This is a genomic window from Vibrio toranzoniae (assembly GCF_024347655.1).
GTDB classification, from domain to species: Bacteria; Pseudomonadota; Gammaproteobacteria; order Enterobacterales; family Vibrionaceae; genus Vibrio; species Vibrio toranzoniae.
The window spans coordinates 1,675,761-1,701,741 of sequence record NZ_AP025514.1 but is presented as its reverse complement, the minus strand read 5'-3'; the positions used below and the strand labels follow the sequence as shown (position 1 = coordinate 1,701,741).

Below are 25,981 nucleotides of genomic sequence, written 5' to 3'. Positions count from 1 at the left end.
TTAGTGAGAGTAACCTTGTTCAGTTCGTCGAACTGATAACATTTTAATCTGTGTAGGGCTCGGGTATAATAAGTTTCTAATATGGATAAACAACAGTGCTATGATCATTCAATTTGTAACGTTCTTAATACATGAATAAAAACAACGTTTTAGGTTCGTTTCTGCTCGTTGTGACCATCAGTGTCGTACTCGGACTTTATTTACTGTATCCGCTCAGTGATGTGGACTTGAGCCCTCCTCAAGCCGACAGTACTTCTGTCTACACTCCAGAAAAAGAACTCTCTCAAACTGAATATGGAAAAAAGTTAATTCATATTCTCGGTTTGTCACGCAGTTCCCCATCTGTTGCAAAACATCAACTTGATCTACTTCGACCGCCCACAGGCGTTAATGACAAAGCAATATACCAAGCTTATCGACTTATGATTTTGTCGAATGTGGCTCAACATCAACGAGATGCCGACGCCCTGATGGACTACGTCGAACAAATAAAAGCGTTGTCTGAGCATGAAGATATGTTGTGGTTGAAGTCAGAATTATTGGTTGAATCTGCGGTTGAATACCTTAAGGAAGGGGAACTTGCAATCGCTGAAATTGAAATTAGATCCGCGATAGGGATTGCTGAATCTATTCGTTACGAGCAGTTATTGGTTAAAGCGTATAACACCGCGGGAGCAATCAATAACGTGCGAAACGACTTGCGAGACGCTCAGTACTTTCTTTATAAAGGACTGCAACTTGGCAAGCAGTATCCAACGCACATTTATAATAGCAAGCTGATGTCGAACATGGCGTTACTCTACATCTATTTAGAGGATTGGCCTAAAGCCCTGCGTATTATTGATAAAGCAAAAAAGCTCTATTTTAAAAGTGGCTTACTTGAAGATGACGCGATTGGCATCCTCTACATAAACGAGTCATTTGTGTACTTAAGCAGTGGTGATGTGACGAATGGCCGAATTGCTTATGAGAAAGCAAAAGCACTCGATAGCAAAAGAGTCAGTGCTCGATACAAAATCTTATTACTGAGAACCTACAGTGACGTACTGCTATCAGAGGGCAATTTCAGCAAAGCATTGCAAGTGGCTAATCAATGTCTTCAAGCGCCGAATATTAAGAAGTACACACTTCAAAACGGGCAGTGTTATCTAAGCCGCGCGTTAGCAAACATTGGACTAGATCAAGATGACGATATATTGGATGATCTTGAACGAGCACTTGCAATCTTTGAAGTGGTAGGGAGCAGAAGTTGGAAGGTGTTAGGCTTAAAAACACTGGCTGAATATTACGAATCTCAGAGCGACTTTGATAGTGCACTGAGTTACTACAAACAATATTATCATGGCAACAAAGCACTATTGTTTGATAAAAGGCAGAGTGACATTTTTCTACTAGAACAAGACTATGCAAATGAGGCACTCGCTAACGAAAATGACTTACTCAATACAGAAAAAGACCTCAATGAGTTGCTGCTTCAAAAGGAACAGCTGAGAAACAGAATCGTGGTGACATTGATTATAATGGTCAGTATTAGTGCTGGATTACTGGCGATTAGGCTTCGCAGCATACAAAGTAAAAATAAAGCGCTGGTCACTCAATCTACAACGTGTGCGCTAACGGGTTTATACAACCGACGCTATCTGGAGCAGTTGTTAACTCAGCCAATGCCATTTAATACTTCACGGTTTGGGATCAGTCTCGTCATTCTAGACCTTGACCACTTTAAACGCGTTAATGACACCTTTGGACATGATGTTGGTGATGAGGTTTTAGTGGAAGTCGCAAGGCGAGTAAATCAACACTTATTCCCAAATGACGTAGTGTCTCGTTGGGGTGGTGAAGAATTCGTTATACTGCTGTCTGGTTCCATTGATCCTGAGCAACAGTTGAACGTTATCCGTTTAGCCATTTCCGAAACCCCCATTGCTACGCAATCCGGCTCTTTAGACCTCACCACATCGATAGGGGCGTCGATTGGTATTGCTCATGAGCAACTCAATCAAGATACTTACAAGAAGTACCTCAAAGCCGCGGATGATGCATTGTATCAAGCGAAAGAGTCGGGTAGGAATCAAGTCATCATCGCTGAAAGCTGATCGCTTATTAGGAAGCAAAAAGTCATTCTGATTTTCTTGAGGTAAGAATGATTTATGGAGCACTTTATGCTGGTTAATCACAAGTTTAGATTCGTTGATCTGAATTAATCTAAAAGTGTGATTGATGATTTGATTAGCAAATAGGAGAGATGTGTTTAGCGTAAGAGCGACCTCTTGGTGATTACAGAGTTCAAAGGTCGTGATTCTGGTTGGCAACTCTCGCTCTTTTGCTTGCCACGTGATGCTTTTCTACATACGCTAGCCACTATCTTAATCCCTATACAGACGTGATTGTGTTGGAAAATGACTAATATCTTTATCGTTGTAATTGTTCTGGTTGTGTTCTTTTACTTTATCCAAAAGTATCTAGTGAAGCATGATGATACCAAAGATCATGCTTATCAGAAAAAAGGGTCGTTGATGTCGGCGCAACAGGCGACATTTTATAACGCACTTAAATCCGCTGTGGGCAACCATGGTGAAGTGTTTGCCAAGGTCAGCATGTCGAATGTTCTTGTGCCCGCTAAGGCTAATAACAAGAAGAATTGGTTTATCGCCAACAACAAAATCTCACGTAGCTACTTTGATTTTGTCGTCTGCGACCCGCGGACGTTAGAGCCCCGCGTGATCATTGAACTTGATAACGGCAAAGAGCTCAACAAGGGAAAGGCCGATCGAGAAAAACTACTGATTCACGTGTGTAAATCGGCAGGCTTACCACTGATTGGTGCATCTATTAAACACAGCTATCAAGTGAGCCGTTTGAAGAGGTTACTGGCAGCACACATTGATTTAATTGAACCATCAAAAGAAGTTCGATTCTGTAAAAAATGTGGCAGCCCGATGATCATCAAGTTAGCAAGTCAAGGCGACCATAAAGGTCGACGCTTTTTCACTTGTAGCCGCCAGCCAAACTGTACGTATACCGAGAACTACAATGTGGTGTTCGATGTGGATGACGAATAAAGCAAAGTAGGGCGCACATTGAGTGTGATGCAACTCAACTTTATTTACGTTTTGCGTCTAAAAAAGCAACGTATTGATGCGAATAAGAGCAAACGGTTGATTCAAGTGTAATTTTAACTTGCACCACGATAAATCAGTCGTTAATATCTTTCTCGTTCTAAAGGAATGCGTCCGTAGCTCAGTTGGTTAGAGTACCGCCTTGACATGGCGGGGGTCGGTGATTCGAGTTCACTCGGACGCACCATTCCTTATTTAGTTTTTATTGCATAACTATTGAGTTTGTCACAATGGTAGTAATAAAAAATTAGAACATCGCCCGCTTAGCTCAGTTGGTTAGAGTACTTGCATGACATGCAAGGTGTCACTGGTTCGAGTCCAGTAGCGGGCACCAAATTCGTTCTTTATGAACAAGCAAAAAAGCCCACCTAGTGTGGGATTTTTTGTACCTGTCACATTTACATAGTTATTCATTTCGTATCAGCCTCAATGGTTTTGTTTCAGCTGACTCTTGTCTGGTTAGGCACAATTAGTTCCTTTCGTGCCCATGCAGTGCCCACGTTCAACTAACACGGCTAGTTTAGGCTGCCGCTACGCTCTCACCACTAAGAACTTAAATCTCAGCATACTCTTGGACAAAAGTGAGTTACGAACTAGAGAGTACTCTGATTTTTCGGATTACTTCTAGTATTGCATCATTCGCTCCGCCTACATGTAGTTGGAGATACCCCCTTATCCACTACACTTTTTCCAGCAGCAAACGAAATAATTAATCAAGTAACTAATGTGACGAGTGGTTAGCAGCATTATATTTAGATAGCTCCAGTACTTTTCGGCTCACTGTTAGCCATACGTAGACCTAGATAATGTTTATTAACGTCTACAAAAATCGAAACTCTCTTATGTGTTAGACAGGTTTCAGGCTGATATGCGTATTTTTATCTGAAGTGTCAAAGCCTGGCGCTAAGCACATGGACGTCAGACTGGCCAGCTCATAGCGATTAGCTAGGTGCAGTGGAAACTGCACCGCAGGTAGTGCAGCTTCGGCCGAACAATCGACACGCCATTCTTGCAGGCAATACCCGGCCATAGCTGCGCTGATACGTAGATTCAAAACTGGTTTGTTTTCCAAGCCGAGATCCAGCCGGATAGCCTCTGGCTGATGATGATTCGGGTGAGGGACCAAAGTTAGAACCACTTCGGTAAGCCACTCACTGTCCACAGGAAGTGGCGACGGGATCGGAACAGTGTCAACTACCTGTTTGAACCTGCTGAGCCTAAACACACGGAACTCACCTGACTCACCGGCTGAAAAGTCAAAGGCTCGGCAGTACCAATTACCCAAACTGTTGAAAAAGTGGGTTGGGGCTAAAAGGCGCTCACACGCACCTGAGCTCAGCGATAAGTACTGAACGGTAACCGCAGAGCTACGGCATGCAGCCGATGTCAGCGTACGTACTTGTTCCGGATCCAACGCAGGTGCAATTCCTGCGGGTAAGTTGGCAGGAACAAGCGGCGACGATATGTATCGTGTTATTAGACCGGTTGAGATTAAGTCCAAGCCCGCCAGGGGATCATGCGAGAACACCGGAATATAGCAAGATTCGGCGATATAGAGCTTTTCTGAGTGCTTGTAAGTCAGATTGTGAGGCCAGCGGCGGACATACTCGCCAAAAGTGCGCGATGCGGTAGCCACACTGATTTGTGCAAACTCCATCAGGTCATTCCGGCTAACCTGCCCGCAGAACGCCAAGTAGAAATCAACACAGCGCAGATTTCTTTCCATGCTAGTCGACATCTGGTTCTCCATAAATTCTTGAAATAATTGCATCATATTCCAAATGACACTCATCTTCAATGGTTTACAGTATCAAATGATTCGAATAAAATGTTGGTACCGTACTAAAATTGAGCAGGTTTACCCATGAAGTGGACGATTGAAGAAGATTTAAAACTCCTAACCATTGTTCGCCAACGCTTTCCGGAGTTGGTCAAGCACACCCGACTGGATGCAGGCATGGCCTTTAGCCAACAGTTGAATATCGACTTCAATTCGCCACACCGCGATGCAGCAGCGCTGTTATTTCGCCTTGAGGGTGCCAAGATCCTGGCCAAGGCTAGCCGCCCAACGGGTGACGCCAACAAACAACGCTTTCGCTGCCTGCTCGCGGACGACCTGGCGCTGTATGACTACAGCGTCACACTGCCTACGCTGAAGCGGGCGCTGAACCCTCAGACTGTTAATGCGGTACTACACCACTTTTCTGTGAGCGACCCGCATCAGCCGCTTTCCGATACGATCGGAGAGATCTCTGCAACCTTATTCTTGGTGCCGATGCAGGTGGAAAAAGTGCTTATCGAGCACAACCAGCTGGTCATTAATCGCTATCGCCAGTGTGAGCGAGCTGAAGCTGCGCGAGCTAGCCTCGGCCTTAGCGACCTGATCATCAAACAGACTCCGGCCGCCAAGCTCGTCGACGACATCAATAAATGTCGCGCTCGAGCCTCAAAGCTATACCATGTGCACGAGCGTGACGGCGCAGAGGTGCTCTTCAGCTCTGACGGCACCGGATTTGGTAAGAGCTACGGCGTGATCCAGGGTTACGTTGAGTACATCGAACGCTTCGCAGAAACCCAGGCTTCTGACTACCTGTTCCCAGAGGGTGGCTTCACCAATCTGCTGTTCATGTCGCCACAGAAGTCGCAAATCGACCTCGAACGTAGTCAAAAAAACAAAATTCTGACCGCCGGCGGTGAGTTCATCTGCGTGCTGGCACGCAAGGACATCGCTGACCTCGACTTCGTGGACTGGGCCTCTGGCAAGAAAAACCGCAAACGCTATAACCAGTGGTACGAGGGAGCGAAGGATAGCTCTTACATCAAGTCCGCGATGCGCACACTCAACTACCTAATGATCCAAATCGACCGTTGTGAAGAGCAGATCGAGAGACTTTCTGCCTTCGGCACGTTAGACGCGATCCAAGACAAAGAGATGGCGGAAGATCAGCTCAAGAGCTACCGTAACAGCCTTCGTTCCACTATCGAGTCCGCCTGCAAGGCGCTGTTTGATGCAAGCAGTTCGGAAAATCCAATCCGTGACTACGTTGGCCGCGGCATTCAGGCTCGCCGCGAACGCCTGCACAAAACCGAACAAGTTGAGGCCGAGGGCAAGAATCAACCGAAGATGAGCGTGCACGAAGTCTACTTCGAGCTGATCAAGCAAGTATTGCCGTTCGAGGTCTGTAAGTTCCGCCCTTCTGTACTGCTAATGACCACCAACAAGTTCGACACATCGACCTACCGTCTGGCGCCGCGTCAGCGGGGTGAAGGAATGCGCTTTGAGTCGGTGGGCTTCGACCTGCTGATTGGTGGCAAGGTGAAGCCGGAAAAGCCACAGATCAGCACCGTCGCTGCTGAAAGTCACGCGGTGCAGGTCGACTATCTGCGCAACGAACACTTCAAGAGCAATCCGGATTGCCCGTTCCGCCGCAACAACATTCGCTTCACCGTGGTGGTAGACGAACTGCACGAAGCCTATACCCGTCTCGAAGACAGCTGCCATGTCAAACTAGTCAAACAGGAAAACAATCTGGCGCATGTGCTCTCGGTCACCGGGCGCATCTACAACGCGGTTCTTAGTTTGGATCGCCGGGAAAAACCTCACGAAGAGCAAACTACCTTCGAGCAGGAGAAGGTCAAGTTCATCACGGCCTTGCGCGAGCTGCTTGCCGACAAGTGCGAGCTGTCACCAGGAACGACTCTGGGCTCTGTACTGGAAATGTTCCGTGACCAGCTGGGTGCGTTTGAAGTTAATGGTGACGCTGCGGAGCGCATAATCTCAATCACCCGCAATGTCTTCAGCTTCAATGCCAAGATGTACGTCAACGAAGAGGGGCTAAAGCGCATCCGAATGCGCAACAGCGAAGACGACGTCACCCGCACGGAGCTGTATTACGAGATCGAGGGCGACACCACCGACGCTAACCCCACACTGCACGATCTGTTCCAGCTGATCTCAGCTATCTTGGCTGCCTGCGCCCAGATCACTAACCGCCATTTCAAGCGCTGGGTGAAGAACGGTGGCCAGGATAACGCTAGTAGCCAGAACACCCCTCTGGGCCAGTTTGTCGATGCCGCCAACAACGTTGCCGGTGAAGTGCGCCACATCTTTGACCGCACTACCGATGAAAACTTGCTGATTGACCATTTCTACACCTATCTGCAGCCGAAGACTGTGTTCACCATGACTCCGGTGACCGAGCTGAACTACGTGAACAAGGGGGCAGAGCGCACCGTGATCCTGGCCTTCGAGATGGATCTGGTGAAAGAGTTACCTGAAGCGATGCTGCTACGCCTACTGACTGGCACTGAGAATAAGGTGATCGGCCTGAGTGCCACCAGTGGCTTTAGCCACACCAAAAACGGTAATTTCAGCCGTCACTTCCTGCAGCGTTACGCCCGCGACCTGGGCTATAGTGTGGTCGAGCGCGAGCCGGCAGACATCAGCATGCTCAAGGAGCTTCGCGAACTGCGAGCCCGTATTCGCGATGCTCACTTCAAGGTGTTTGATGCCGAGCTACCGGTACTGACCGATACTTACCAGTGCTGCGAGACCTTCCGAGCGGTGTACGACGACATCTTCAGCGCTCTGCGTGAACCACTGGAGTACGCTCTGAGCAACCCCTACAAGCGGCGCCAGCACTGCCGTGAACTGGAAGCGCTGCTTCTCGCCGCCTACGAAGGCAAAAACAGCCTAATCCTGTCGCTCTCCGGCGGTTTCAAAAACGCTTTCGCTCGCGCCTACCGCCAGCATCAGGCCGCATGGCGCAAGCAGTACGGCATGAGTTCCAAGTGCGATGAAAAGCATGAGAAGCAACATGACCAGATCCTGACCTTTACCCCGTTTCAGGGACGTCACACGATCCATCTGGTATTCTTTGACTCGCCGCTGGCCAATGTAGAGGATATCAAGCGGGAAACCTATGTCAGGGACGACAATAGCGTGCTGGTGTTCATGAGCACCTACAACAGCGCGGGTACCGGCCTCAACTACTTCGTCAAGTACCATGATGGCGACATCGAAGATGCAAATGTGCCGCGCCTGGACGTCGACTTCCAGCACCTAGTGCTGATCAACTCATCGTTCTACAGCGAGGTGATGGGCAACGGTGCCAACCTCAACAGTCTGCCCAACTACGTCAGCGTGCTAAAGCACCTGGCCGATGACATCGCCGGTCACCAGATGGCCGACTTTAGTGTCAACTTTGCGCAAGGAGACAACTATCGCCTGCTGATGGCCGAGCATGGCATGAGCTTGTTCAAGGTGATTGTCCAGGCGGTGGGGCGGGTCGAGCGCCGTGATACCTTGCTGAACACTAAGATCTTCCTTCCCAGTGACGTTATGCACAACGTGGCGTTCCAGTTTGCGGGATTAAACGAGGACGCTGGCAACGAGGTGGTGCTGGAGAGCATGTCCCTGCTCAACTACCGTCTCAAGGAGTTCTGTGAAGAGCTTAGCCGAAATCATTCTTTCGACAGCGCGGAGTTGCGCCGTACGTTTGAACAGTCAGTATTGAACGATGGCCGCCGGATCGACGCTGTCCACAAACGTGTCCTGAAGACCGATTGGATGAACCGTGTGCGTGATGGTGGCTTTGAATACCTAGATCTGTGCAACCTGTTCCGTGATCGTGACTCTTTCGCCAACCCTGAGCGCTGGCTGGAGAAGTTGCAAGCCCATCCCCAGTATGCCGTCAACCGTCAAATGCAGTCGATCCATGACAAGCTGTTCATCTCGCGCCGCCAGGGCAATCAGCCTATCTTGTTGTGTCATAAGCGCGGCCCTGATGGACTGGCCCATCCTGACTACTCGGCCTTGTCCGACTTTGCCGGCGGAGCTCGTGAGTACCGCCCTGAGCTGACCATCTTCCCGCAGTACAGCAAGGACGTCGACTTCACCCCAGGAAACCTGGTGGGAGAGCTGATGCGAGAATGTGCCGACATCCAGAAAACGGCGTTTGCCAAGGTGGTACCGCACCCTAAGCTGGTGCCACTACTCAAAGGCAATGTTGGCGAATACTTGTTTGACAGGGTGTTGGCTCATTACGGGGTGCTGCCGCTCGACGACATGCAAGTCTTTGAGAGACTAGAGCCGTTGGTGTACGAATTCTTCGACCGCTTTATCGAGGTAGGTGATGATCTGGTCTGTGTTGACGTCAAGCGTTGGGCAACCAAGCTGGACGATTTGACGCGGGCGGAAGACACCCTAGAGAAGAGCGATAACAAGATCCGTCAGATCCGTGACATCGCCAGCCAAGCTGCAGACCTAGATGGTCAAGAGCAAGTGCGGGCGGCGTTGGCCGGTCGCTACCAGCGCATCAAATTTGTCTACCTGAACGCGGCCTACAGCCAGAACCCGAACAACCTGATGTGGCAAGATAATGTGGATCATACCATCCACTATCTAAATCTGCTTCAGGCCGACCACCAATATTATCAGCCGCTGGATCGCGAGCGTCTACGACGTCAGGACAAGTCCAAGCTGGACACTACTCTGCACATCAACCCGATGCTGGACACCTTGCTCGGACGGTAACCTACAAATAACCGGCGGCCTGCGGGCCGCCTTGAGGATAATAATGTTCCCCAATCTACAAAAACTGACCGATACCCCGATTGCTCGCACTAACCTGATCCAGCTTGAAGAGGCGCCGTTGGCCACCATTCGCCGCTTGCTAGCGCCTGTCTCTGATCTGTACGTGATCGATTTTGGATTGCAGCGTTTCAACAAGGAGCGAAAAGAGAAGAGCCGAGACTATCACGCACGCGTTCATCGTGAGGTCAAGGTGCAACTGCGGCAGACGCTGGGGCTAGATGCCAAAGACGACGTGAAGTATGAGTTGCACCGCCTGCCCAGCGGCCAGCACGTCTATTTTTACCTGGCACCTTCCGCGGCACGACACACGCCGGCTCACCAGTCGCTATCGACGCGTATTGAACAAGTATGCCATCAACTGACTGCCAACGAGCAGAGCCTGGCACGCTTGATCCAGGGATTGTTCGGTCTGCACTTGAAGATGATACTTCTGGAACAAGCAGCTGACCGTTTCCCAGTGTGTCCCGTCTACTTCAACGCGGTAATGTACCTTAACGCCCGCCTGAGCCAACCGGTCACCAAGAAAAATGGTACTGGGGTGATGGAGGCTTTCGAACTTGATGTGTTTGCCTCAGAGGAGCGTGAGCTCGCGTTCACCTTGTACAAGCGCAAATTCCTGGTCGAGCCCGCTGAAGAGCTGCACTTGGCTCTGAATGACGACAAGGTATGGTTCAACACCGATAGTGGTCGGGTAAAAGCCCGACGCAAGCTCGATGCCCGTGACACTAAGCTGGAGTTTTTCCGCGAGCGCAGCGGCTATGGTGATTGTCAGGCCTACACCTACAACGTAGTGATGAATGCTGTGGTCGAACGTCTCATCGAACTAGAGATCCCCCACGCGCCAATCCCATTTCAGGCTACCCACGAGGTCAATCAATTTGTAACCGACCTAGATCAGCAACTGGCCAATACTCTACTGGTAGTGAACAACGGCGTAGATTTTAGCGCCACGCAAGAGGCCTACTTCTTCAACGCTCTGGCCACGCAGCTGCCTGGGTATCAGCTGTGGCCCGTAGACTCGTTGGAGCAGGCGAAGAAAACCCGATTCTCCGAATTGCCGTCAAATACCTCGGTAATGGTGCTTAACCCGGTGGAAGATGATACCAGTAACAGTATTCGCCAGCTCTGTGATGGTACTGCTGAACATGGCAACTTCTTTGCAGCGTATGACACAGACCGGAAGCAATCTGGTTTACGTTGGGACACTTACACCCAGCTCAAACTAGATCGTCTGCATGGGTGGTTGCAACAAGAACCACTACACGTGGCCCTGCAAGGCATGAACATCGATAGCAAGCTGCTTGAAGCTATCAACTATATCGATGAGCTGTCCAAAGCCAACCCAGAGCAATACAGTGCCGACCTGGCAAAGCCCAGAAGCCGCCTGAAGTCTGCGGTTAACTTGGTAAATAGCAAGATCTGTCGCACCAAGACTGAACTGTGGTTCAAAGAGAGCCTGCTCACACAGTGCCATATCCAGTTGCCGAACATCGCGGCAGGGCGCTATACAGCGTTTGCAGTGCGCTCGACGGATAACGGCACCAAGTTGCTTGGGCACGTCGAGTTGATGTCAGATGGTAACCAGCTGAGAGTGGCAAATACTGGGGTCACAGAGGGTGATCTGGAGTGGCTGGCTGTCGAGCATCCGGCACTGGCGAGGTTGAAGAAACTATTCAACAATAGTTTCTACCTTTATGACCACGCTGTGGATGTGCTGCTCACCACCTACAACAGTGTGCGGGTGCCGCGCCTGATAGGCCCAAGCCACCTAGACGTGGTGGACTTGTACTCCTTTCAGGAGCAGGAAAAGAAGCAGACCGAACGCGATGGGGGTAAGTTCAGCGATTACACTATCACACGCTCGGCCAAGGTGGAGTTGAACGTGCTGCCCTACCTGATGTCGCCTGGTCGCTCGATTCACGATCCGCTGACTAAGTCGCAGAAGATGAAGCATCACCATACGTACCTGCAGCCGCATGACTACGGACTCTATGTCTTGGTAAGCGACTCTCAACCAGCAAACCCGTCAATGGCGCGCCCCAACCTGGTAGAGAACCTACTTATTTGGGATGCTAAGGGCGAACCTTTGGATGTGTTCAGCAACCCACTAACCGGTGTCTACCTCAACTCTTTCACGCTTGATATGCTGAAAAGCAGTGACAGCAGTAAGAGTTCGATTTTTGCTAAGTTAGCTCGTCTGATGGTGGAGAATTAATTCGGTTAAACCTTATTCAAGGCTGGGGATATGGGCTGATGCATAGTAGAACTTTAAATAAAATGGTCATTAAGATAAGTGATATTAAACTGTGTATCGATATAGGTTGGCACTGAAATTTTAACGTAAATTAAACGGGCATATAGCCTTTACAAAATCAGGCTAAGTTAAACAGCCTAGTTTGGTGAAAACGCTATTATCACCCAAATGCCCACCCGACAAGGGCAGTCATTTAGACTACCTTTTTGCATAAATCACATAGATTAAGTTAATCCGAATTAATTATTAATAATTAATTCGGATTATTTGTTCTAACTCACTTTGGGGCAAACCTGAGCTAGCCATATAGCCAGCACGAAGCTAGACAGGAACTAGTTAAGCACACCAAAGTTAAATTCTATAATGACGCAGGCTTCAACAACCATACTTACGCACTCTACATTTACGGGAGTTGAGTTTTCATATATTTGTCTTGCAGCTTCATGTTCAGAGTTTCACTCTGTAGCAAGAGGTGGATCATAAGAGTCGAACATCAGCAAAAGCGACAGTACATTGATTCGGTTAGTGTTCATTTTTATACCTCTCGCTCAGGAGTTGCCAGCAAGTAGTCGCAATAAATTCTGCTGCTGTCTCGACATATTTTATATCTCTATTTTTTAGTAACAAGATGAATTTTCGGTGGACGGTTCTGGGGCCACCGTTTTTTGCCGATATTGATATATCGAAAGTTGTGAAATACTCCTCATACCGTTCAGGACTGCTTTTTCGTAATTCGTTATTCAGGAGTTCAGAAACTTTCCACCCTTGGTTATCCTCATTGATTTTTAGTTTTGCATTCAGGATTTCGTCCTTAATATCCTGTGGTTCAGCTAGGAACCTATCCCTAGATTTTTTGTTGAAACTTACACCAGCGACCAATCCGCCAGGTAGTAAATCGATTTTTCCAGGCAGACGAACATTGGGAAATGGATCAATCTTGAGTTTTAGTAATGCGTCACGAGCCAGAAGTGTGGCTAACCTGTCAAGATCGCCTGTGTTGGTGATTATCAGTTCATGTAGACCCGATTCTGAGCAATATCGGGTTTTACCATACTGTTCTCGGTGGCTGGTGAGGATTTTACCAATTTCTTTCTGGATGATCTCCAGAAGCTGCATTAGACGAGATTTCAGGCTCATGGTCAGTCCATTCCCATCGCGGAGCTGACGGCGAGTCCCGTCGCTACAACTATTCGGGAATTTTATATTTGCGGTACTTTTTATTGTTGTGCAATCCTGATTAAAATCCAGATGCACTATCCCAAGATCAGTTGTTGATGGAATGGGGATAATGCTCATGTTAATTTTGTCTTGATCAATCATATTCCTGAGTTCTTTCAGTGAATCTGCCCAGTAATAATTATGCTGTGCATCATTGACTAGTTTTCTTGAGCCGTCGATAAATTGAGTTCCCCAGGTTGTACGGCTATGACGCCAGACTCTGGTGAGTAGATGCTTGCGCGAATGTGGTGCAGAAGATTTTAGCTCTTTTCTGATATTCTGAAGCTCCCGCTTAATCGCTGGTAAGTCGGGCTGCAGGACAGCTTCTGAGATCTTGGCTAGTATTTTGTCATTGACTTCTGGGAAAACCTTTTTTGCTTGCTCAGTTTGCTCGACGACGTCTGGGATTTTTGCATATGTTGCTGCAGCCAGAATCTTGTCCACATCAGCAGTTTGTAAGCTCAGGGTGGGCGCAGGGAGAGTATCCTGAATTAGAGGGAGCATTTGCTTGGTCCAAATGATTTTGGTGTCGTTGATATTCAGCTCTTTTTTTATCGGCTGATCCGTTGGCTGGAGTTCGATTGACATCAGACTTAGTTGAATATTTATATCGCGGCAAAAGGCTTCAATTTTATTTATAGCGTCAAATTTTCGATTACGAGATGCCATGTAACCCTCCGTAATAGAGTCACCTGCAATGGCACTGCGGCACATAAAGATCTCCAACAGCCTGCAGTTAATTTGCCCCTTATTATTAATTATGATCGCCCCATCCGTTATGAATTTACCACATGTTCCTAGCCTATTATTTGTATGATCAGATGTTAATGACTTAATCAGATCCCGGTAAGACATAGCGGATTGGAATTCAACTTTGAGGCTGTGTTTTTCGATATACAGGTCGATCAATTTCTTGGCTAGGGGAAGGAGCCTTGCCTCTGGCATTGAATCATATATGACATCAGGAGTGAATTTGTTGGTTATGCCGGTAGCTAGATTGAGCGCATTGGCAATTTGCCGTCGATTTTTTATAATGTACGTACTGTGATCTGGAATAACCAGTGCCAATTCCACGGGTGCCCCTTTGAACTCATGGAATTTTGAGCGTTGTTTAAGCTCTTCTAACCGGTGGTCGTTGTCTGTATTTCGGTTCTGGTGATTCAATTTAAGAGACCGTCCAACTAGACGATAAATCAATTCAATGACGCGTTGGCCGCGTGCGGATTGGCAATGCTTTTCGAACCAGTCCCCGAAGGCGATTTCATCATCAACTTTTTTAGCCCAGTTAGCCCATTTGCTGAACTGCTCTTTACTGATTCTGCCCGAATTGGTTTTTCCTGTAAGTGAATCAAAAACTTGTTGAAAATGAATTGGAGGGTTAGGACTATTTAGTTTCAGTATTTCGACTAGTTGGGTTTGAGCATCGAATAGAGCAATAAATTTCTCAGGTTCAATCTCTAGGAGGTTTAGCTCAACACCTCTATCTTTTCTAATCGCTGGGCAGACTCGGAACGGACGAAAACCCTTAGGAGCCCGGCTACCTAGAATCTCTAGTCTAACTGCGGTTAGGAGTTTGATAACCCTCATTTTGTTGAGCCAGTTATCGCATAGCTCATCTGTGGACTGTCCTTTAGCACCCCGGTTATTGTAAGGGGGGGTCTCCTGTACGCAGGCGGGAGTTTTGCCCTCTAGGTGTTCCTCGATTGAGCACTGGGAAACGAATTTGAAGATTATTTGCTCGAAATTTTCGTTTCCTAGTGTGTATTTGGCAATGAGTTCATCATGATACTTTTGATAAACATCTCTCTGCCCTGCAGAAAGTGCATGGTTCTTGGCTGTTAGATTCATATTCTCTTTTCAGGCTGGCGATGGCCTGCATTATGTCCGTTGAGCATATCAGTGCGATAACAATATTAACAGGTAACAAGATTTAAAGTTCAATTGGAATAACTTTTACTTCTCGTGTGGACGTTGTAACAACATAAAACTTGCTAAGTATGATGATCTTCTCGACTGCTGTGATCCAGATACTGATGTTGTTCGCGCTGTTAAACATTTACCACCATCAACTCCATACGTAAAACAGCTTCAAATTGAAGCTCAACATGATGACTATAAAACTAAGCTAACAGCGGAACTCTTGGACAAAGTTTTTAACAGTGAGCACACACCTAACAAAGCGGTTTCAGCTTCGTTCCTAAGAAAGAGAGTGTTTGATCAATACAATCTGTTCTTAAAGCAATTAAACAATTACTATGACCCTGTTGCTTTACCGGAAGAAAAAGCAAGTGCCGTTGAGCGCATCAAGCTACTTCTCCATACAGTGCATTTATAAGTTGGTGCATCATGGGAGATGAAGAGTTAAGACCTATGTTGCACGATTTTGTTGGCATAGCTGAGTAATGTTTTCATACATAACACATATTAGAAATGGTAAGGCAGACAACTCATTTACTATTTCTTTGATCACCTTATTCTAACTTGTTTTGGGGCAAAGCTAAGCTAGCGACTTGCTGTACTCAATAAACTAGCAGCAACTGTACTTTTAGAGCAGGGGCCCATTCCAAAAAATAGATCATCTGGAAGGGGAAATTGAAGTGGGATAGTTGAGAGAACGCTATGATCTAGATACCTATCTAACTGGCTCTTATTCTGGTATGTACTCTATAAGCTCTTCGATCTTGCAGTCGAAGAATTTACACAATTCATTCAAAGTGGTCGTTGTGGTTGTATAACCTTTGTTATTAGCAAGCTTTGACATCGCGGAGCTTTGAACTCCAACGGCTTCGGCAACTTCAGATAAAGTAACCTTACGTTTTTCGCGTAACGATTTAATCTCTACTAATTCTTTAATCTTATATTTAATCATTTATTTATAATTATTTGGTATATAAATCGTCTTGATGGGACGAATTAATGACTCTATAGTTTGTCTTGTCAGGACGAAAGTTATTCTTGGCTAGCAAATAAGGAGGTCATTATGGACCAAACATTATTGACTGCAAAAGAGCTCGCAAGTCGAATCAAATTTAGCGCCAACTATATTAACGCGACATTGCGAGACTCTCTTTTCATCGAAGGTAAGCATTACATCCGACCTTTCAATGGTCGCAAAATTCTCTACATTTGGGAAGCTATTGAGCGGGATTTGTATCAATCTGCATCTCGAAATCAAAATATAATTCCAATGGCAGGAGGGCGTATCTGTTATGGGTAAAGTACGAGAACGAAATGGAAAACTATTTCTGGATTTTAGGTACAACGATATCCGATGCAGAGAACAGACAGCCTTACCTAATACCATTCAAAATATCAGGAAGTTGCAAAAGCTGCTCAATCAGATAGATGCAGACATAAGACTGGGGTCTTTCGTCTACAGGGATTACTTTCCAAGCTCAAGTAGAGCGGCTCGATTTCTTGAGGAGGACTGTAAGGCCGAAAAGGTAAAGCAAGAAATGTTGGGGAGTTATAAAAGTGCAATACACGAAGCACAAGGTACTTCTCTTATTTCATTAGAAGACTTTGCCGCTGAGTGGTATGAAGAAAACGAGAGTCGATGGAAAGAAAGCTATAAGGAGAGTATTCGTTTATACCTTTACAGATACCTTGTTCCACACTTTGGAAGTACTTCTATTGATCAGATTTCTAGGCCAGATATTTTGAAGTTCAGAGCCGAATTAGCTAAACCAAAATCGGGTAAGAAACTGTCAGCAGAGTTTATTAATCACGTGATGACGCCATTAAGGATGATGCTGTCAGAAGCTGCAGATCGTTATGAATTTAGAACTCCTTTTGAAAATATTAAAGCGTTGAGAATTGATAGAAGAGACGTTCAGCCGTTTAGTATTGAGGAAGTAATGCATTTTCTCGATAAAATTAGGGATGACTACAAGACGTATTTCACCACACGCTTCTTCACTGGTATGCGGACTTCAGAGATTGATGGTTTGAAGTGGCAATACGTAGATTTTAATTTGAAAACAATTTCTGTTCGTGAAACTTATGTGCATGGGCGAATGGATACAGTTAAGACGACAGGTTCTGCTAGAGATATTCAAATGAACTCTCATGTTTATGAGGCTTTGGAAAAGCAATTCAAGTTAACAGGGAAAGGAGAGTTCGTTTTTACTAATGCTTCAGGGAACCCTTTGGATAAAGGGAATGTCCGTGATCGAATTTGGAAGCCTGCGTTAAAAGATATGGGGTTAAAGTATCGTCGTCCATACGAAACGCGCCATACTTATGCCACTCTGATGCTGGCCGCTGGTGAAGCCCCTGAGTGGATAGCTAGGCAAATGGGGCATACGACGACCAAGATGCTTTTTCAGACATACAGCCGTTTCGTTCCTAATTTAACGCGGAATGATGGAAGTGCATTTGAACGTCTATTGAAAAAAGCTAATAGTGGTGGGTTAGGAGGTGATAAATGAAGTATTCTCCTTTGACAATCCATTGCACTAGTTTGTGCTTCGATGTGATTCAAGGGCAACATTTCAAAGCCATGTCACATCAGGATATCGATGAAAGCTATCAAGAAGTCTATTGTTTGGTAAGAGAAAGAACGTCATTATACCCAATGCATTATGTAAGAGAGCATAGGTTTGTGAGTGAGGTGGCGGAAGTTGTAGTAACGGTGCTTCATCACTGCTTGAATGAGCCTATAAAGCGGGATTCTGATTGGGTACTTGAAGTTATTGAAGCATCAATTGATAAGTCAATAAAACGATATGTAAATTGAATGCTTAGCTTTATTGCTCATAGCTCCTAGAACGTCGATGTTCGCTCGAATCTAGGGGCTAAAATATTATTGTTACTTATGCACGAATGTTCGTTGCGGTTGTCACTAAAAATAAATGAGATTTAAAAGGGGTTAATATGCTTAAAGTTGGAGTGATCGATTATATAGCGACAGGAGCAGGTCGACATATCTATATAAAAACCGGAACTGAAGACTCTATTCGACGCAACGTTGGAGATTGGCTTTATCAAGGTGCAGACGTATATTCTATTGAAGAATGGTTGGAAATTGATAGAGCCTCTGATTCCAGTAATCAGCGAAACTCAGCTGTAGTTATTCTTAAAACATATGCTCCTGCGTTATGGGATGCGATGGTAAAAGGTTTAGTTATGAAAGTGGATATTGAATACCACGATAATCAAAGCTAACTAAGGCTTCGGTTTTAGCCACATTTATGAACCTCCTTTTAGTAGACACGTTTTTCACAAGCTTATAAACCTCATTTCGAAACCCCTTCAAATATTATGCTTCTCAACGAAACGACTTAGTTTGAGAGGCCTACCATGTGTAAACAATCTAGTTACAGCAAATACCAAAAACGTGTAATCAAATTTTTAAATGACCAACTTGGTACAGATTCGCCTTTCTCTTATGAAAGAACACAGACGAATCACCTTAAAGTGCTTATCGATGGTGTTCCTAAGCCCATTTTTACAGGGTCGACGCCATCTGATTGTAAATCAATCAACAACTTTATGGCGGAAGTAAAGCGTGAACTTAGATCAAGTAAAGCTGAAGTGGATGATTCGAAACCTGCCCCTGTTGAAATCTCAAGAAGAGTCTCTTGTTTTAGAGACTCAAGAGCTAGGCGGTATCAACCCGAATCGCTTAGAAGCGGTAAAGCATTCCATCTCATTCGCGCTGCAAGCGCGCAAAGACGGGGTCTATATAAAACGAAATGAGATGAAAGGGATTGAGCAAGCAATTTTAAAACATTTAAATTTCATGCTACCAACAATGGCTTATTACTCTGAACTTCTAGTAAATAAAAACAAATATAGTCAGAAAAGTCTTGAACCTTTACCAGCAGAAACAGTGATGAACGAGTCTGATGTTCAAGAGTTTCGAGCTACGACTGTAGTGAACATAGATTCATCCTCAAGAGAGGTTGAGAAAGGTGAACGCTTGACTACTTCTAAAGAGCGACAAAAGCATGACATAGCTCATTCGGTTAAACAAACCAAAGATTCCGCTTCAGAGTTGATGATTATGTCTACGGATAATCGAGTTAGCTTGTTACGAAATCTGACCAAAGCGCAGGCGCTAACACTCATAGATGACTTAAATCATGCGTTAGCTTTGAACCGCGAACGAGACATCGAAGCCGTCGTTGAGTTAATTCGTAATAAAGACTTACCTCTAGAAGCGATCATTTCTCGTTTGGAAGCAGCTTAGAGCGGAACCCAATTAACTTATTACTGTTAGCTGCTTGGTATTAGCGGTAAGAACTTAGACGGTGAGCTGTTGCTTATCGTTTACCTTAAATATAAGAGAACTACATTGTGTGTTTGACCCAAGATTATTTTGGTGCGCTAGAAAAAGGTTCATCGCGGCTTTCCGGGGAAAGCCGCTTTTATCTTCAAGAAGAAGTAGTCTGTATCTCGATACCCATACCCCATTCGCTTGATTAACTTTATTTTGTTGTTTATCCCTTCCAATGTGCAGGTGTTGAGCGGATAACTTGCCGATGCGATAATACCGTGAAGATAAGGCCTCAGTTTTCGTGCGAACTCTTTCAATGGCTTAATTCCACTCTCTTGCACTTGTGCCCACCATACCTCCCAGAGCCCCTTAGCATGTGCTTCTGATTCACAATACCAAAGCTCTTTGAGTTGTGAACCGAGTATATAAGTGGTCATTAAGTCCTTATTGATATTCAATATTTCGGTAAGGTAGCTATCTTGCCGTGGATTTAAGTTGCTTCTATTTTTCAACAATACCCAGCGTGAGCGCTTGACCCATTGCCTCGTTTTTTTATCCTGCTTGAGTTTGTTGGCTTGGTCGACTCTGACTCTATCCATCACCTCACGACCGAACTTAGCAACAACATGGAATAAGTCGTAAACGATTTTTGCGTTCGGGCAGTGTGCTTGAACTTCAAGGTCAAAAGCCGTATTCATGTCCATCGCGACCGCTTCGATATTGTTGCCATGCTTGCCTAACTGCTCGAAGAACGGTCGTATGTCCTTGCGGCTACGGCCTAACCCTATCCAAATGACTTGGTGAGTCTTAGCATCAGCGATAACTGTGGCATATCGGTGCCCTTTAAAGATGGCGAAGTCGACGTTTATCTATCTCTTTAATGGTGTGCCAATGAACGCTCGTTAACTGGGAGATATGCTTAATGGGAAGAAGAGGCAGTAGTTGTTCTATATAGCTTTTTAGGCGCTTCGTTATACGAGCATAAGGCTCCAACCAAGATAGAGACTCTGTTTTTATGCCGCAGTCATGGCATTTAATCCTTCGAGTTTGAACGGAAAGTTCAACAGGAACATTGAACAACATGGCCTCTTTCACATGACGCCATTGATACTCATGGATAGCCTCGGCTTCAAGACCGCAAAGGCATTTAGCCTCAGAGTTCGGTTTAAGAGTCAGTGTAATAAGTGATGCTGTCTGGTGAGACTTTACTATTTTAAAGCCTTCCCAGAATGAAGATAGGAAAGTATGATTCGGCATGAAAACGGTAGTTTGTGTATGATTTTTGTTTGGCGACTAAACCATATCACTTACTACCGTTTTTGTTTTTAGTTCCCGCTAATCCGCGATGAACCTAGAAAAAGATAAAGCCGAAAAAGAAGCTGAGCAATATCTACAGTTTGAGCAAGTTTGTCTTCAGTATGATATCAACATGGACTTTTTGGTTCGCTCGAATCTGATTTTTCATGAGCAAACAGGGGAGGAGGTTATCAACACGGTTAGACCGACGGCACTAGGTTTGCGCTGGTTAGTTTTAAGTTACCAAACTTGTTATATCCATAAGTTGGATATTTCTGAGTTTTTACTTTGGGTTACTAGACGTCGCTATCAGTTCTATGAAGTATCTTTTTTGGATGAAGCAGATCAAGTACATGTTGGGCACTTAGAGCTAACTGATCTTAAAACATTTCGGTTTACAGTGCCTTCATGTTATCCACTTGAGAAAACCATCGATATTGAAGATCTTCCAGTTAACTCAAGTGATCATGTATCAAAAAGTTTGGCGTTAAATGATAAAGACCTTGATTCGATATTTTGTAACATTATGAGTTGTCGTTATGTTGTTGATAACCTCGACTCCATCAGGGAGGGTTACTTAACATTTAGAAGCAACTTAAAGCATGAACCGCAGAAGCTACAAAGAGATGTAGAGAAAACTAAAAGTGGCTTAATGAGCCAATGGCTAAATAAAGCCATTGATCAAAATACCTTCAATAATAGATTGAATTCATTAGATAAAAAAACAGAGCGATATTTAGTTTGCTACGCAGTTGCTGAGAAAGAGTTTTTTAAGGCTGCGATGCCTGGCGTTCCAGAGTCGATGTTTGAGGAATTAGTTAGTCTGATAAAAAGGACTTGAACCAAGGACCTTATGTTTTTTGATATCAATCTCATTAATAGTTTTTGACAAATGATCAGTTGAATCATGGTTGGTATCGGCTATTTTACACGCAAATTACGCAGCACGCACAAATCAATAACCACTGTAAATCTAGTATTTATAAATTTGATTTGAATCATTGCTCAAGTAAATAATTTATCAAACTTCTATTTGGAGGTTTGTGAATGGCGTTCTGTTAAGTTAGAATGCCGTCGTCTTATTACATACTACTGAACTACTTATATGACCGGACTATTAGCTTCATTTATTGCTTCATTTTCTGCAGAGTCCATTTCAAATAGCTTTATCTACCTAATCTTATTGTTATTGGTTAGTTCGATTTTATTGGCTGTATTGGGGAAGGCTCCTAGATTTACGGCAAGCACGACTAATATTTTAACATCGTTAGGTATCCTTGGTACGTTTGCGGGCATCGTGGTTGGTCTTATGGACTTCGATCCACAAAACATTGATGGCAGTATCGAATCACTACTTGGTGGTCTAAAAACGGCGTTCTTGACAAGTTTAGCGGGTATGGCAGGCTCTATTTTTTACAAAGCTGCATTAGGTTTGATCCCTCAAAAAGAACTAGAAGAATCAAAAGCAGTGGGCCCAGAAGAAATATTTTCTGTTATGTCTCAACAGCTTCAGGCATCGACCGAACAGCTGAACGCTTCAAACGAGTTGCTATCGGCGATTAAAGGTGATGAAGACTCATCATTGACCTCCCAAATTAAGAACCTAAGAACTGACATTAATGATGGTCAAAGAACATTAAATGAACAGTTTAAGCAAACGACAGAGCGCAATGCTGAATTCCAGAGCACACTATGGAAGAAAATGGATGAGTTCGGTGAACTTCTGTCTAAGTCAGCAACAGAACAAGTAATCAATGCGCTAAAAGAAGTAATTGTTGATTTCAACGAGAAGTTGACGGAGCAATTTGGTGAGAACTTTAAGCGTTTGGATGAATCAGTTAAGAAACTAGTCGATTGGCAAGAGAACTATCGTCATCAGCTTGAAGATATGGCGACTAAGTACCAGCTGGGAGTTGATGCTATTTCATCTACTGAGAAATCTGTTGCTCATATAAATGAGCGAGCGGAGGCAATCCCGGTAACTATGGAAAAACTGCACCAGGTAATGGAGCTTGGCCATGGTCAAGTGACTGAGCTTGAACAGCGTTTGGAAGCGTTCAAAGATCTACGTGATAAAGCAGTTGAAGCTATGCCACAAATCCGTGAGCAAATGGATACTACAATGAATGTTATTGGTGATTCAGTTAAAGCGGCTTCAACACATTATGAATCAATGTTTAATGAATCACAGACAATCATCGACAACTTTAGCTCTACCGCAAACCAAAGTGTTGATGCTATGCGTACTAACTTGGAAGAGGGCGCAACCAAACTAGCTCAGGAACTCACAACAAGCGCAGAGAAAATTAGTACCCAGTTAGCAGATGCTAGCGAAGACTTTACACAGGTAACTGAAGAAGGCGTTGAAGACATTAAAGTGAGCTTTGAAGCTGGCGTGAAGAAAATTGCTGAAGACTTAGATACAACAACGAAAGAAATCTCAACGACACTAAGCGCTTCTTCTCAGCAGTTTACGGCAACGACTGAAGAAAGTATGAACACCATGAGAACTAATCTGGAATCGGGTGCTCAGGATATCTCTACTCAGTTAAGAGAAAGCGCTCAAGATATCGGCGGCAAACTTGCAGAAGCTTCATCTGATATTCAGGAGCAAGTAGGCACGGCGACTGGTGGTTTAAGTAATGTAACAAGTCACTTAACTGATACAACAGAACAAATCCGCCAACACCTTGAAGATTCGATTACAGAATTGAATGGTCAGTTACGAGTTTTAGTCGCAGATATTAAAGATGATTCAAAAGAAACAGGCCGCGTACTTAAGGAGGCTAATCAAGAGCTAATTTCAAGTACTAAAGAACTTCAGGTAGAAACGACTTCAGCTATCTCCAAGCTGCATGACCGATTGGAAACCACATTAGAGGATGTTTTCCAAGTTCAAGCCCAAGCTGTAAGACGTACATTCGATAGCTTAGAAGATCAAATCACAGAGTCGGTAGGTAAGACTGGCAGCGCTGTAGAGAAGCAGGTGGAAGTTCTTGATTTACAGATGCAACAAGAACTGAACCGTACAATAAGCGAAATGGGCGAAGCTCTAGCGACTGTTACTCAACAGTTCACTCGCGATTACAAAGATCTTGTGCGTGAAATGAATAACGTAGTTAGCAGTCGAGTAGCGTAATTATGGAAAAGCTATTTGGTTCTTCAAAACGCCCTAGTGATAGCGGTGAACATTGGATGTCAGTTTCAGATTTGATGGCTGGCTTAATGATGGTCTTTCTTTTCATCTCTGTTGCGCTTATGCGAGACGCGATGGTTGAGCGCGATAAGATTAAAGAGGTCGCAGAGACTTATCAGCAAACACAAGAAGCTATCTATGTTGCTCTTTTTAAAGAGTTCGAGGTTGATTTAAAAAAGTGGGGGGCTGAGATTGACCGCGATACATTGAGCGTCAACTTCACAGCTCCTGACGTTTTGTTTGCTAATGGTAAAGCGAACCTTACAGGTAACTTTCAAACTATCTTAGATGATTTCTTTCCACGCTATTTGAAAGTGCTCGACAGCTACAAGCCTATTATTCAAGAGATAAAAATTGAAGGGCATACATCAAGTAAGTGGAATCATGATTCTACGGACTATGAAGCCTATTTCAATAACATGCGCTTGTCTCAATCGCGAACCCGCGCAGTTTTAGGTTATGTAATGTTGTTGCCTAACGTTGCTGAACAGCATTATAGCTGGGTAAAAGCTAACGTAGCAGCAGTAGGTTATTCATCTTCTAAGTTGGCAACAAATGAAGAAGGCCTTGAAGACGAAGATCGTTCTAGGCGCGTGTCTTTCCGTGTCATCACTAATGCTGAAGAACAGATCCGTAAGATTTTGGGTGCTTCATGAAGTTGAGTATAAGTTTTGGCAGTTTGAAAAATGCGATTAACTTGATGGAGCCTGATCAAAAAGGCGAATTCAAGCTTGAGTTACAAGAGACGCAAATGGAAAAGCTCGATATAGAGCTTGCTGAAGGTAAAGACGTTGAATTAAAAGACGTTGATGTAGATTCGGGATTATTGAGTTACAAAGGGCGAAATGTTTCTCTCTATATTAAAGCAAACGGCAGCAGTGCTCGTTTCCACGTGGCTGATTGTAAAACGTTACAGAGTATGAGAGCGAACGGTCGCTTTGAACGCTATGTCGTTACTAATGATACATCCGGTGAGTTTATAGTAGCTTCTGGCTATGGAGAGACGAAGGCTAAGCTTAAAGTCTGTCAGAACTGTTTAAGACAGTTGAATTACAAAGGGTGCAATACAGGCACACTGATAAGTTCGATTGTTCAACAATTCGACATGGCTCAATTTTTTGCAACCTACAGTTCATTCTTTCCCCATCTACCTTCTAGGCAAGCTGAAACCGCAGAAACCGGTTATACAGAAGATTGGGCGAAAGTATCTTCACACTATCGTGTCGAGCGAGATTTTACTTGTCAGCAGTGTCATTTGAAACTTAGAGCACACCGAAATTTGTTACATGTCCACCATATTAGCGGAGTTAAATCTGACAACCGCCCCAAAAATCTAAAAGCGCTCTGTATTGATTGTCATAGCAAACAACCTATGCATTCCCACATGGCTCTTAGCCACGCCGAAAGGCAGTTGATCAACAATTTACGTCAAGAACAAGGGTTACTAGATGATCTAAGTGGTTGGCAAGAACTATTTGATTATTCGGATCCAGGGGTCCATGGTGTGCTTCACGCATGTAAAAAAGCCTATTTGAATCGCCCTGAGATAAATCACTTCATAATTGATAGATTTGGTGATTTTGCTGCAAGACTTGAATTAGCTTGGCCTGAAAACAAATTTGGAATTGCGATTTCAGAGAATGATATTGAAGACGCACAAGAAGCCGGGTGGGAGGTCGTATCGGTCAATGACTTCTTGCAAAATTATCGTACGCGAGCACATCATTTAAGAGCATAATCGATGGAAATTACACTAGAGACTATCCTGGAAAGGATTATTGCCGTCAATCATGCGTGGAAACTATCACGAGACGAGTTTGGGCGCGATTTTGCTGCGACCAATTCATTTCGTGATACTAAATCCTCTTTACAAGCCACGCTCATTCGTGATTTTCCTGACGAAGTCTATTTGAAAATTGCGAGCGATTCAGAACAGCACGATGAGACTATGTATAGTGTGCGGCTAAATCGCGAGGTGCAGATTAATGGTGTTCCAAGAATCGATGCTGAACACTTACCCGCCAAAATTGCGCAACAAATTTTTACTGAACAAGAAATTACAAAATACTTAAGAACTTAAAGG

Annotated in this window: 16 protein-coding genes, 2 tRNA genes and 2 pseudogenes; 16 read left to right on the top strand and 4 right to left on the bottom strand. The window is 44.7% G+C overall.

The window, feature by feature from the left end; translation table 11 throughout:
- The first annotated feature begins 131 nt into the window (after window positions 1-131).
- The 4 genes from OCU50_RS07455 to OCU50_RS07440 all read left to right on the top strand — a co-directional run bounded on the left by OCU50_RS07455 (window position 132) and on the right by OCU50_RS07440 (window position 3,453).
- On the top strand, window positions 132-2,096 hold the full coding sequence (locus OCU50_RS07455) for a tetratricopeptide repeat-containing diguanylate cyclase (RefSeq protein ID WP_060467800.1): 1,965 nt from the start codon (window positions 132-134) through the stop codon (window positions 2,094-2,096).
- A 303-nt stretch (window positions 2,097-2,399) separates the two neighbouring features.
- The gene (locus OCU50_RS07450; protein ID WP_046224114.1) at window positions 2,400-3,062 is read left to right on the top strand and encodes a DUF2726 domain-containing protein; all 663 of its coding nucleotides are present in this window, start codon (window positions 2,400-2,402) and stop codon (window positions 3,060-3,062) included.
- A 167-nt stretch (window positions 3,063-3,229) separates the two neighbouring features.
- Window positions 3,230-3,306, top strand: a tRNA-Val gene (locus OCU50_RS07445).
- Between the two features lie 70 nt (window positions 3,307-3,376).
- A tRNA-Val gene (locus tag OCU50_RS07440) sits at window positions 3,377-3,453 on the top strand.
- Between the two features lie 513 nt (window positions 3,454-3,966).
- Here the strand turns inward: OCU50_RS07440 and OCU50_RS07435 are convergent.
- Window positions 3,967-4,890 (bottom strand): WYL domain-containing protein, encoded by a 924-nt coding sequence (locus OCU50_RS07435; RefSeq protein WP_060467799.1) that lies wholly within the window; start codon window positions 4,888-4,890, stop codon window positions 3,967-3,969.
- A 93-nt stretch (window positions 4,891-4,983) separates the two neighbouring features.
- Between OCU50_RS07435 and OCU50_RS07430 the strand changes: the two genes are divergently transcribed.
- The gene (locus OCU50_RS07430) at window positions 4,984-9,654 is read left to right on the top strand and encodes a hypothetical protein (protein ID WP_060467798.1); all 4,671 of its coding nucleotides are present in this window, start codon (window positions 4,984-4,986) and stop codon (window positions 9,652-9,654) included.
- Between the two features lie 43 nt (window positions 9,655-9,697).
- Window positions 9,698-11,929 carry a hypothetical protein gene (locus OCU50_RS07425; protein ID WP_060467797.1) on the top strand — a complete coding sequence of 744 codons (2,232 nt, stop codon included), beginning with the start codon at window positions 9,698-9,700 and terminating at the stop codon, window positions 11,927-11,929.
- Window positions 11,930-12,490: 561 nt separating this feature from the next.
- On the opposite strand, the gene OCU50_RS07420 is transcribed toward OCU50_RS07425, so the two are convergent.
- Together OCU50_RS07420 and OCU50_RS07415 are read right to left on the bottom strand one after the other, a co-directional pair.
- Window positions 12,491-15,034 (bottom strand): hypothetical protein, encoded by a 2,544-nt coding sequence (locus OCU50_RS07420; RefSeq protein ID WP_060467796.1) that lies wholly within the window; start codon window positions 15,032-15,034, stop codon window positions 12,491-12,493.
- Window positions 15,035-15,833: 799 nt separating this feature from the next.
- Complete coding sequence (locus OCU50_RS07415) at window positions 15,834-16,055, bottom strand: helix-turn-helix domain-containing protein (RefSeq protein ID WP_060467795.1); 222 nt, start codon at window positions 16,053-16,055, stop codon at window positions 15,834-15,836.
- Between the two features lie 111 nt (window positions 16,056-16,166).
- Here OCU50_RS07415 and OCU50_RS07410 point away from each other — a divergent pair, with 111 nt between their 5' ends.
- The 5 genes and pseudogenes from OCU50_RS07410 (at window position 16,167) to OCU50_RS07390 (ending at window position 19,379) form a co-directional block, all read left to right on the top strand.
- A complete protein-coding gene (locus OCU50_RS07410; protein ID WP_017070423.1) occupies window positions 16,167-16,403 on the top strand; it encodes a hypothetical protein in 237 nt (78 codons plus the stop codon).
- On the top strand, window positions 16,396-17,616 hold the full coding sequence (locus OCU50_RS07405) for a site-specific integrase (RefSeq protein ID WP_060467794.1): 1,221 nt from the start codon (window positions 16,396-16,398) through the stop codon (window positions 17,614-17,616). The genes OCU50_RS07410 and OCU50_RS07405 overlap by 8 nt, the downstream gene beginning before the upstream one ends.
- On the top strand, window positions 17,613-17,924 hold the full coding sequence (locus OCU50_RS07400; RefSeq protein ID WP_060467793.1) for a hypothetical protein: 312 nt from the start codon (window positions 17,613-17,615) through the stop codon (window positions 17,922-17,924). The genes OCU50_RS07405 and OCU50_RS07400 overlap by 4 nt, the downstream gene beginning before the upstream one ends.
- A 137-nt stretch (window positions 17,925-18,061) precedes the next feature.
- The gene (locus OCU50_RS07395) at window positions 18,062-18,352 is read left to right on the top strand and encodes a hypothetical protein (protein WP_060467792.1); all 291 of its coding nucleotides are present in this window, start codon (window positions 18,062-18,064) and stop codon (window positions 18,350-18,352) included.
- Window positions 18,353-18,487: 135 nt separating this feature from the next.
- Window positions 18,488-19,379: pseudogene (locus OCU50_RS07390) on the top strand (hypothetical protein).
- Between the two features lie 149 nt (window positions 19,380-19,528).
- On the opposite strand, the pseudogene OCU50_RS07385 reads toward OCU50_RS07390, so the two are convergent.
- Window positions 19,529-20,663 (bottom strand): annotated as a pseudogene (locus OCU50_RS07385) (ISL3 family transposase).
- An 88-nt stretch (window positions 20,664-20,751) separates the two neighbouring features.
- Here OCU50_RS07385 and OCU50_RS07380 point away from each other — a divergent pair.
- From OCU50_RS07380 to OCU50_RS07360, 5 genes are all read left to right on the top strand, one after another.
- On the top strand, window positions 20,752-21,543 hold the full coding sequence (locus OCU50_RS07380) for a hypothetical protein (protein WP_060467615.1): 792 nt from the start codon (window positions 20,752-20,754) through the stop codon (window positions 21,541-21,543).
- A 264-nt stretch (window positions 21,544-21,807) separates the two neighbouring features.
- Entirely contained in the window at window positions 21,808-23,841 is a 2,034-nt protein-coding gene (locus tag OCU50_RS07375; protein WP_060467616.1) for an apolipoprotein A-IV repeat region-like domain-containing protein, read from the top strand.
- Between the two features lie 2 nt (window positions 23,842-23,843).
- Window positions 23,844-24,554: an OmpA family protein gene (locus tag OCU50_RS07370; protein WP_060467617.1), complete on the top strand. Its 711-nt coding sequence runs from the start codon at window positions 23,844-23,846 to the stop codon at window positions 24,552-24,554.
- Window positions 24,551-25,636 (top strand): HNH endonuclease, encoded by a 1,086-nt coding sequence (locus tag OCU50_RS07365; protein ID WP_060467618.1) that lies wholly within the window; start codon window positions 24,551-24,553, stop codon window positions 25,634-25,636. Before OCU50_RS07370 ends, OCU50_RS07365 begins: the two co-directional genes overlap by 4 nt.
- Before the next feature lie 3 nt (window positions 25,637-25,639).
- Window positions 25,640-25,978 (top strand): hypothetical protein, encoded by a 339-nt coding sequence (locus OCU50_RS07360; protein WP_060467619.1) that lies wholly within the window; start codon window positions 25,640-25,642, stop codon window positions 25,976-25,978.
- The last annotated feature ends 3 nt before the right edge of the window (window positions 25,979-25,981 follow it).

Coding starts and splice junctions, on each gene's coding strand:
- OCU50_RS07430 (WP_060467798.1), top strand. CDS start 4,984: ATGAAGTGGACGATTGAAGAAGATTTAAAACTCCTAACCATTGTTCGC.
- OCU50_RS07425 (WP_060467797.1), top strand. CDS start 9,698: ATGTTCCCCAATCTACAAAAACTGACCGATACCCCGATTGCTCGCACT.
- OCU50_RS07365 (WP_060467618.1), top strand. CDS start 24,551: ATGAAGTTGAGTATAAGTTTTGGCAGTTTGAAAAATGCGATTAACTTG.
- OCU50_RS07400 (WP_060467793.1), top strand. CDS start 17,613: ATGAAGTATTCTCCTTTGACAATCCATTGCACTAGTTTGTGCTTCGAT.
- OCU50_RS07415 (WP_060467795.1), bottom strand. CDS start 16,055: ATGATTAAATATAAGATTAAAGAATTAGTAGAGATTAAATCGTTACGC.
- OCU50_RS07370 (WP_060467617.1), top strand. CDS start 23,844: ATGGAAAAGCTATTTGGTTCTTCAAAACGCCCTAGTGATAGCGGTGAA.
- OCU50_RS07435 (WP_060467799.1), bottom strand. CDS start 4,890: ATGCAATTATTTCAAGAATTTATGGAGAACCAGATGTCGACTAGCATG.
- OCU50_RS07450 (WP_046224114.1), top strand. CDS start 2,400: ATGACTAATATCTTTATCGTTGTAATTGTTCTGGTTGTGTTCTTTTAC.
- OCU50_RS07375 (WP_060467616.1), top strand. CDS start 21,808: ATGACCGGACTATTAGCTTCATTTATTGCTTCATTTTCTGCAGAGTCC.
- OCU50_RS07410 (WP_017070423.1), top strand. CDS start 16,167: ATGGACCAAACATTATTGACTGCAAAAGAGCTCGCAAGTCGAATCAAA.
- OCU50_RS07395 (WP_060467792.1), top strand. CDS start 18,062: ATGCTTAAAGTTGGAGTGATCGATTATATAGCGACAGGAGCAGGTCGA.
- OCU50_RS07380 (WP_060467615.1), top strand. CDS start 20,752: ATGAACCTAGAAAAAGATAAAGCCGAAAAAGAAGCTGAGCAATATCTA.
- OCU50_RS07405 (WP_060467794.1), top strand. CDS start 16,396: ATGGGTAAAGTACGAGAACGAAATGGAAAACTATTTCTGGATTTTAGG.
- OCU50_RS07360 (WP_060467619.1), top strand. CDS start 25,640: ATGGAAATTACACTAGAGACTATCCTGGAAAGGATTATTGCCGTCAAT.
- OCU50_RS07420 (WP_060467796.1), bottom strand. CDS start 15,034: ATGAATCTAACAGCCAAGAACCATGCACTTTCTGCAGGGCAGAGAGAT.
- OCU50_RS07455 (WP_060467800.1), top strand. CDS start 132: ATGAATAAAAACAACGTTTTAGGTTCGTTTCTGCTCGTTGTGACCATC.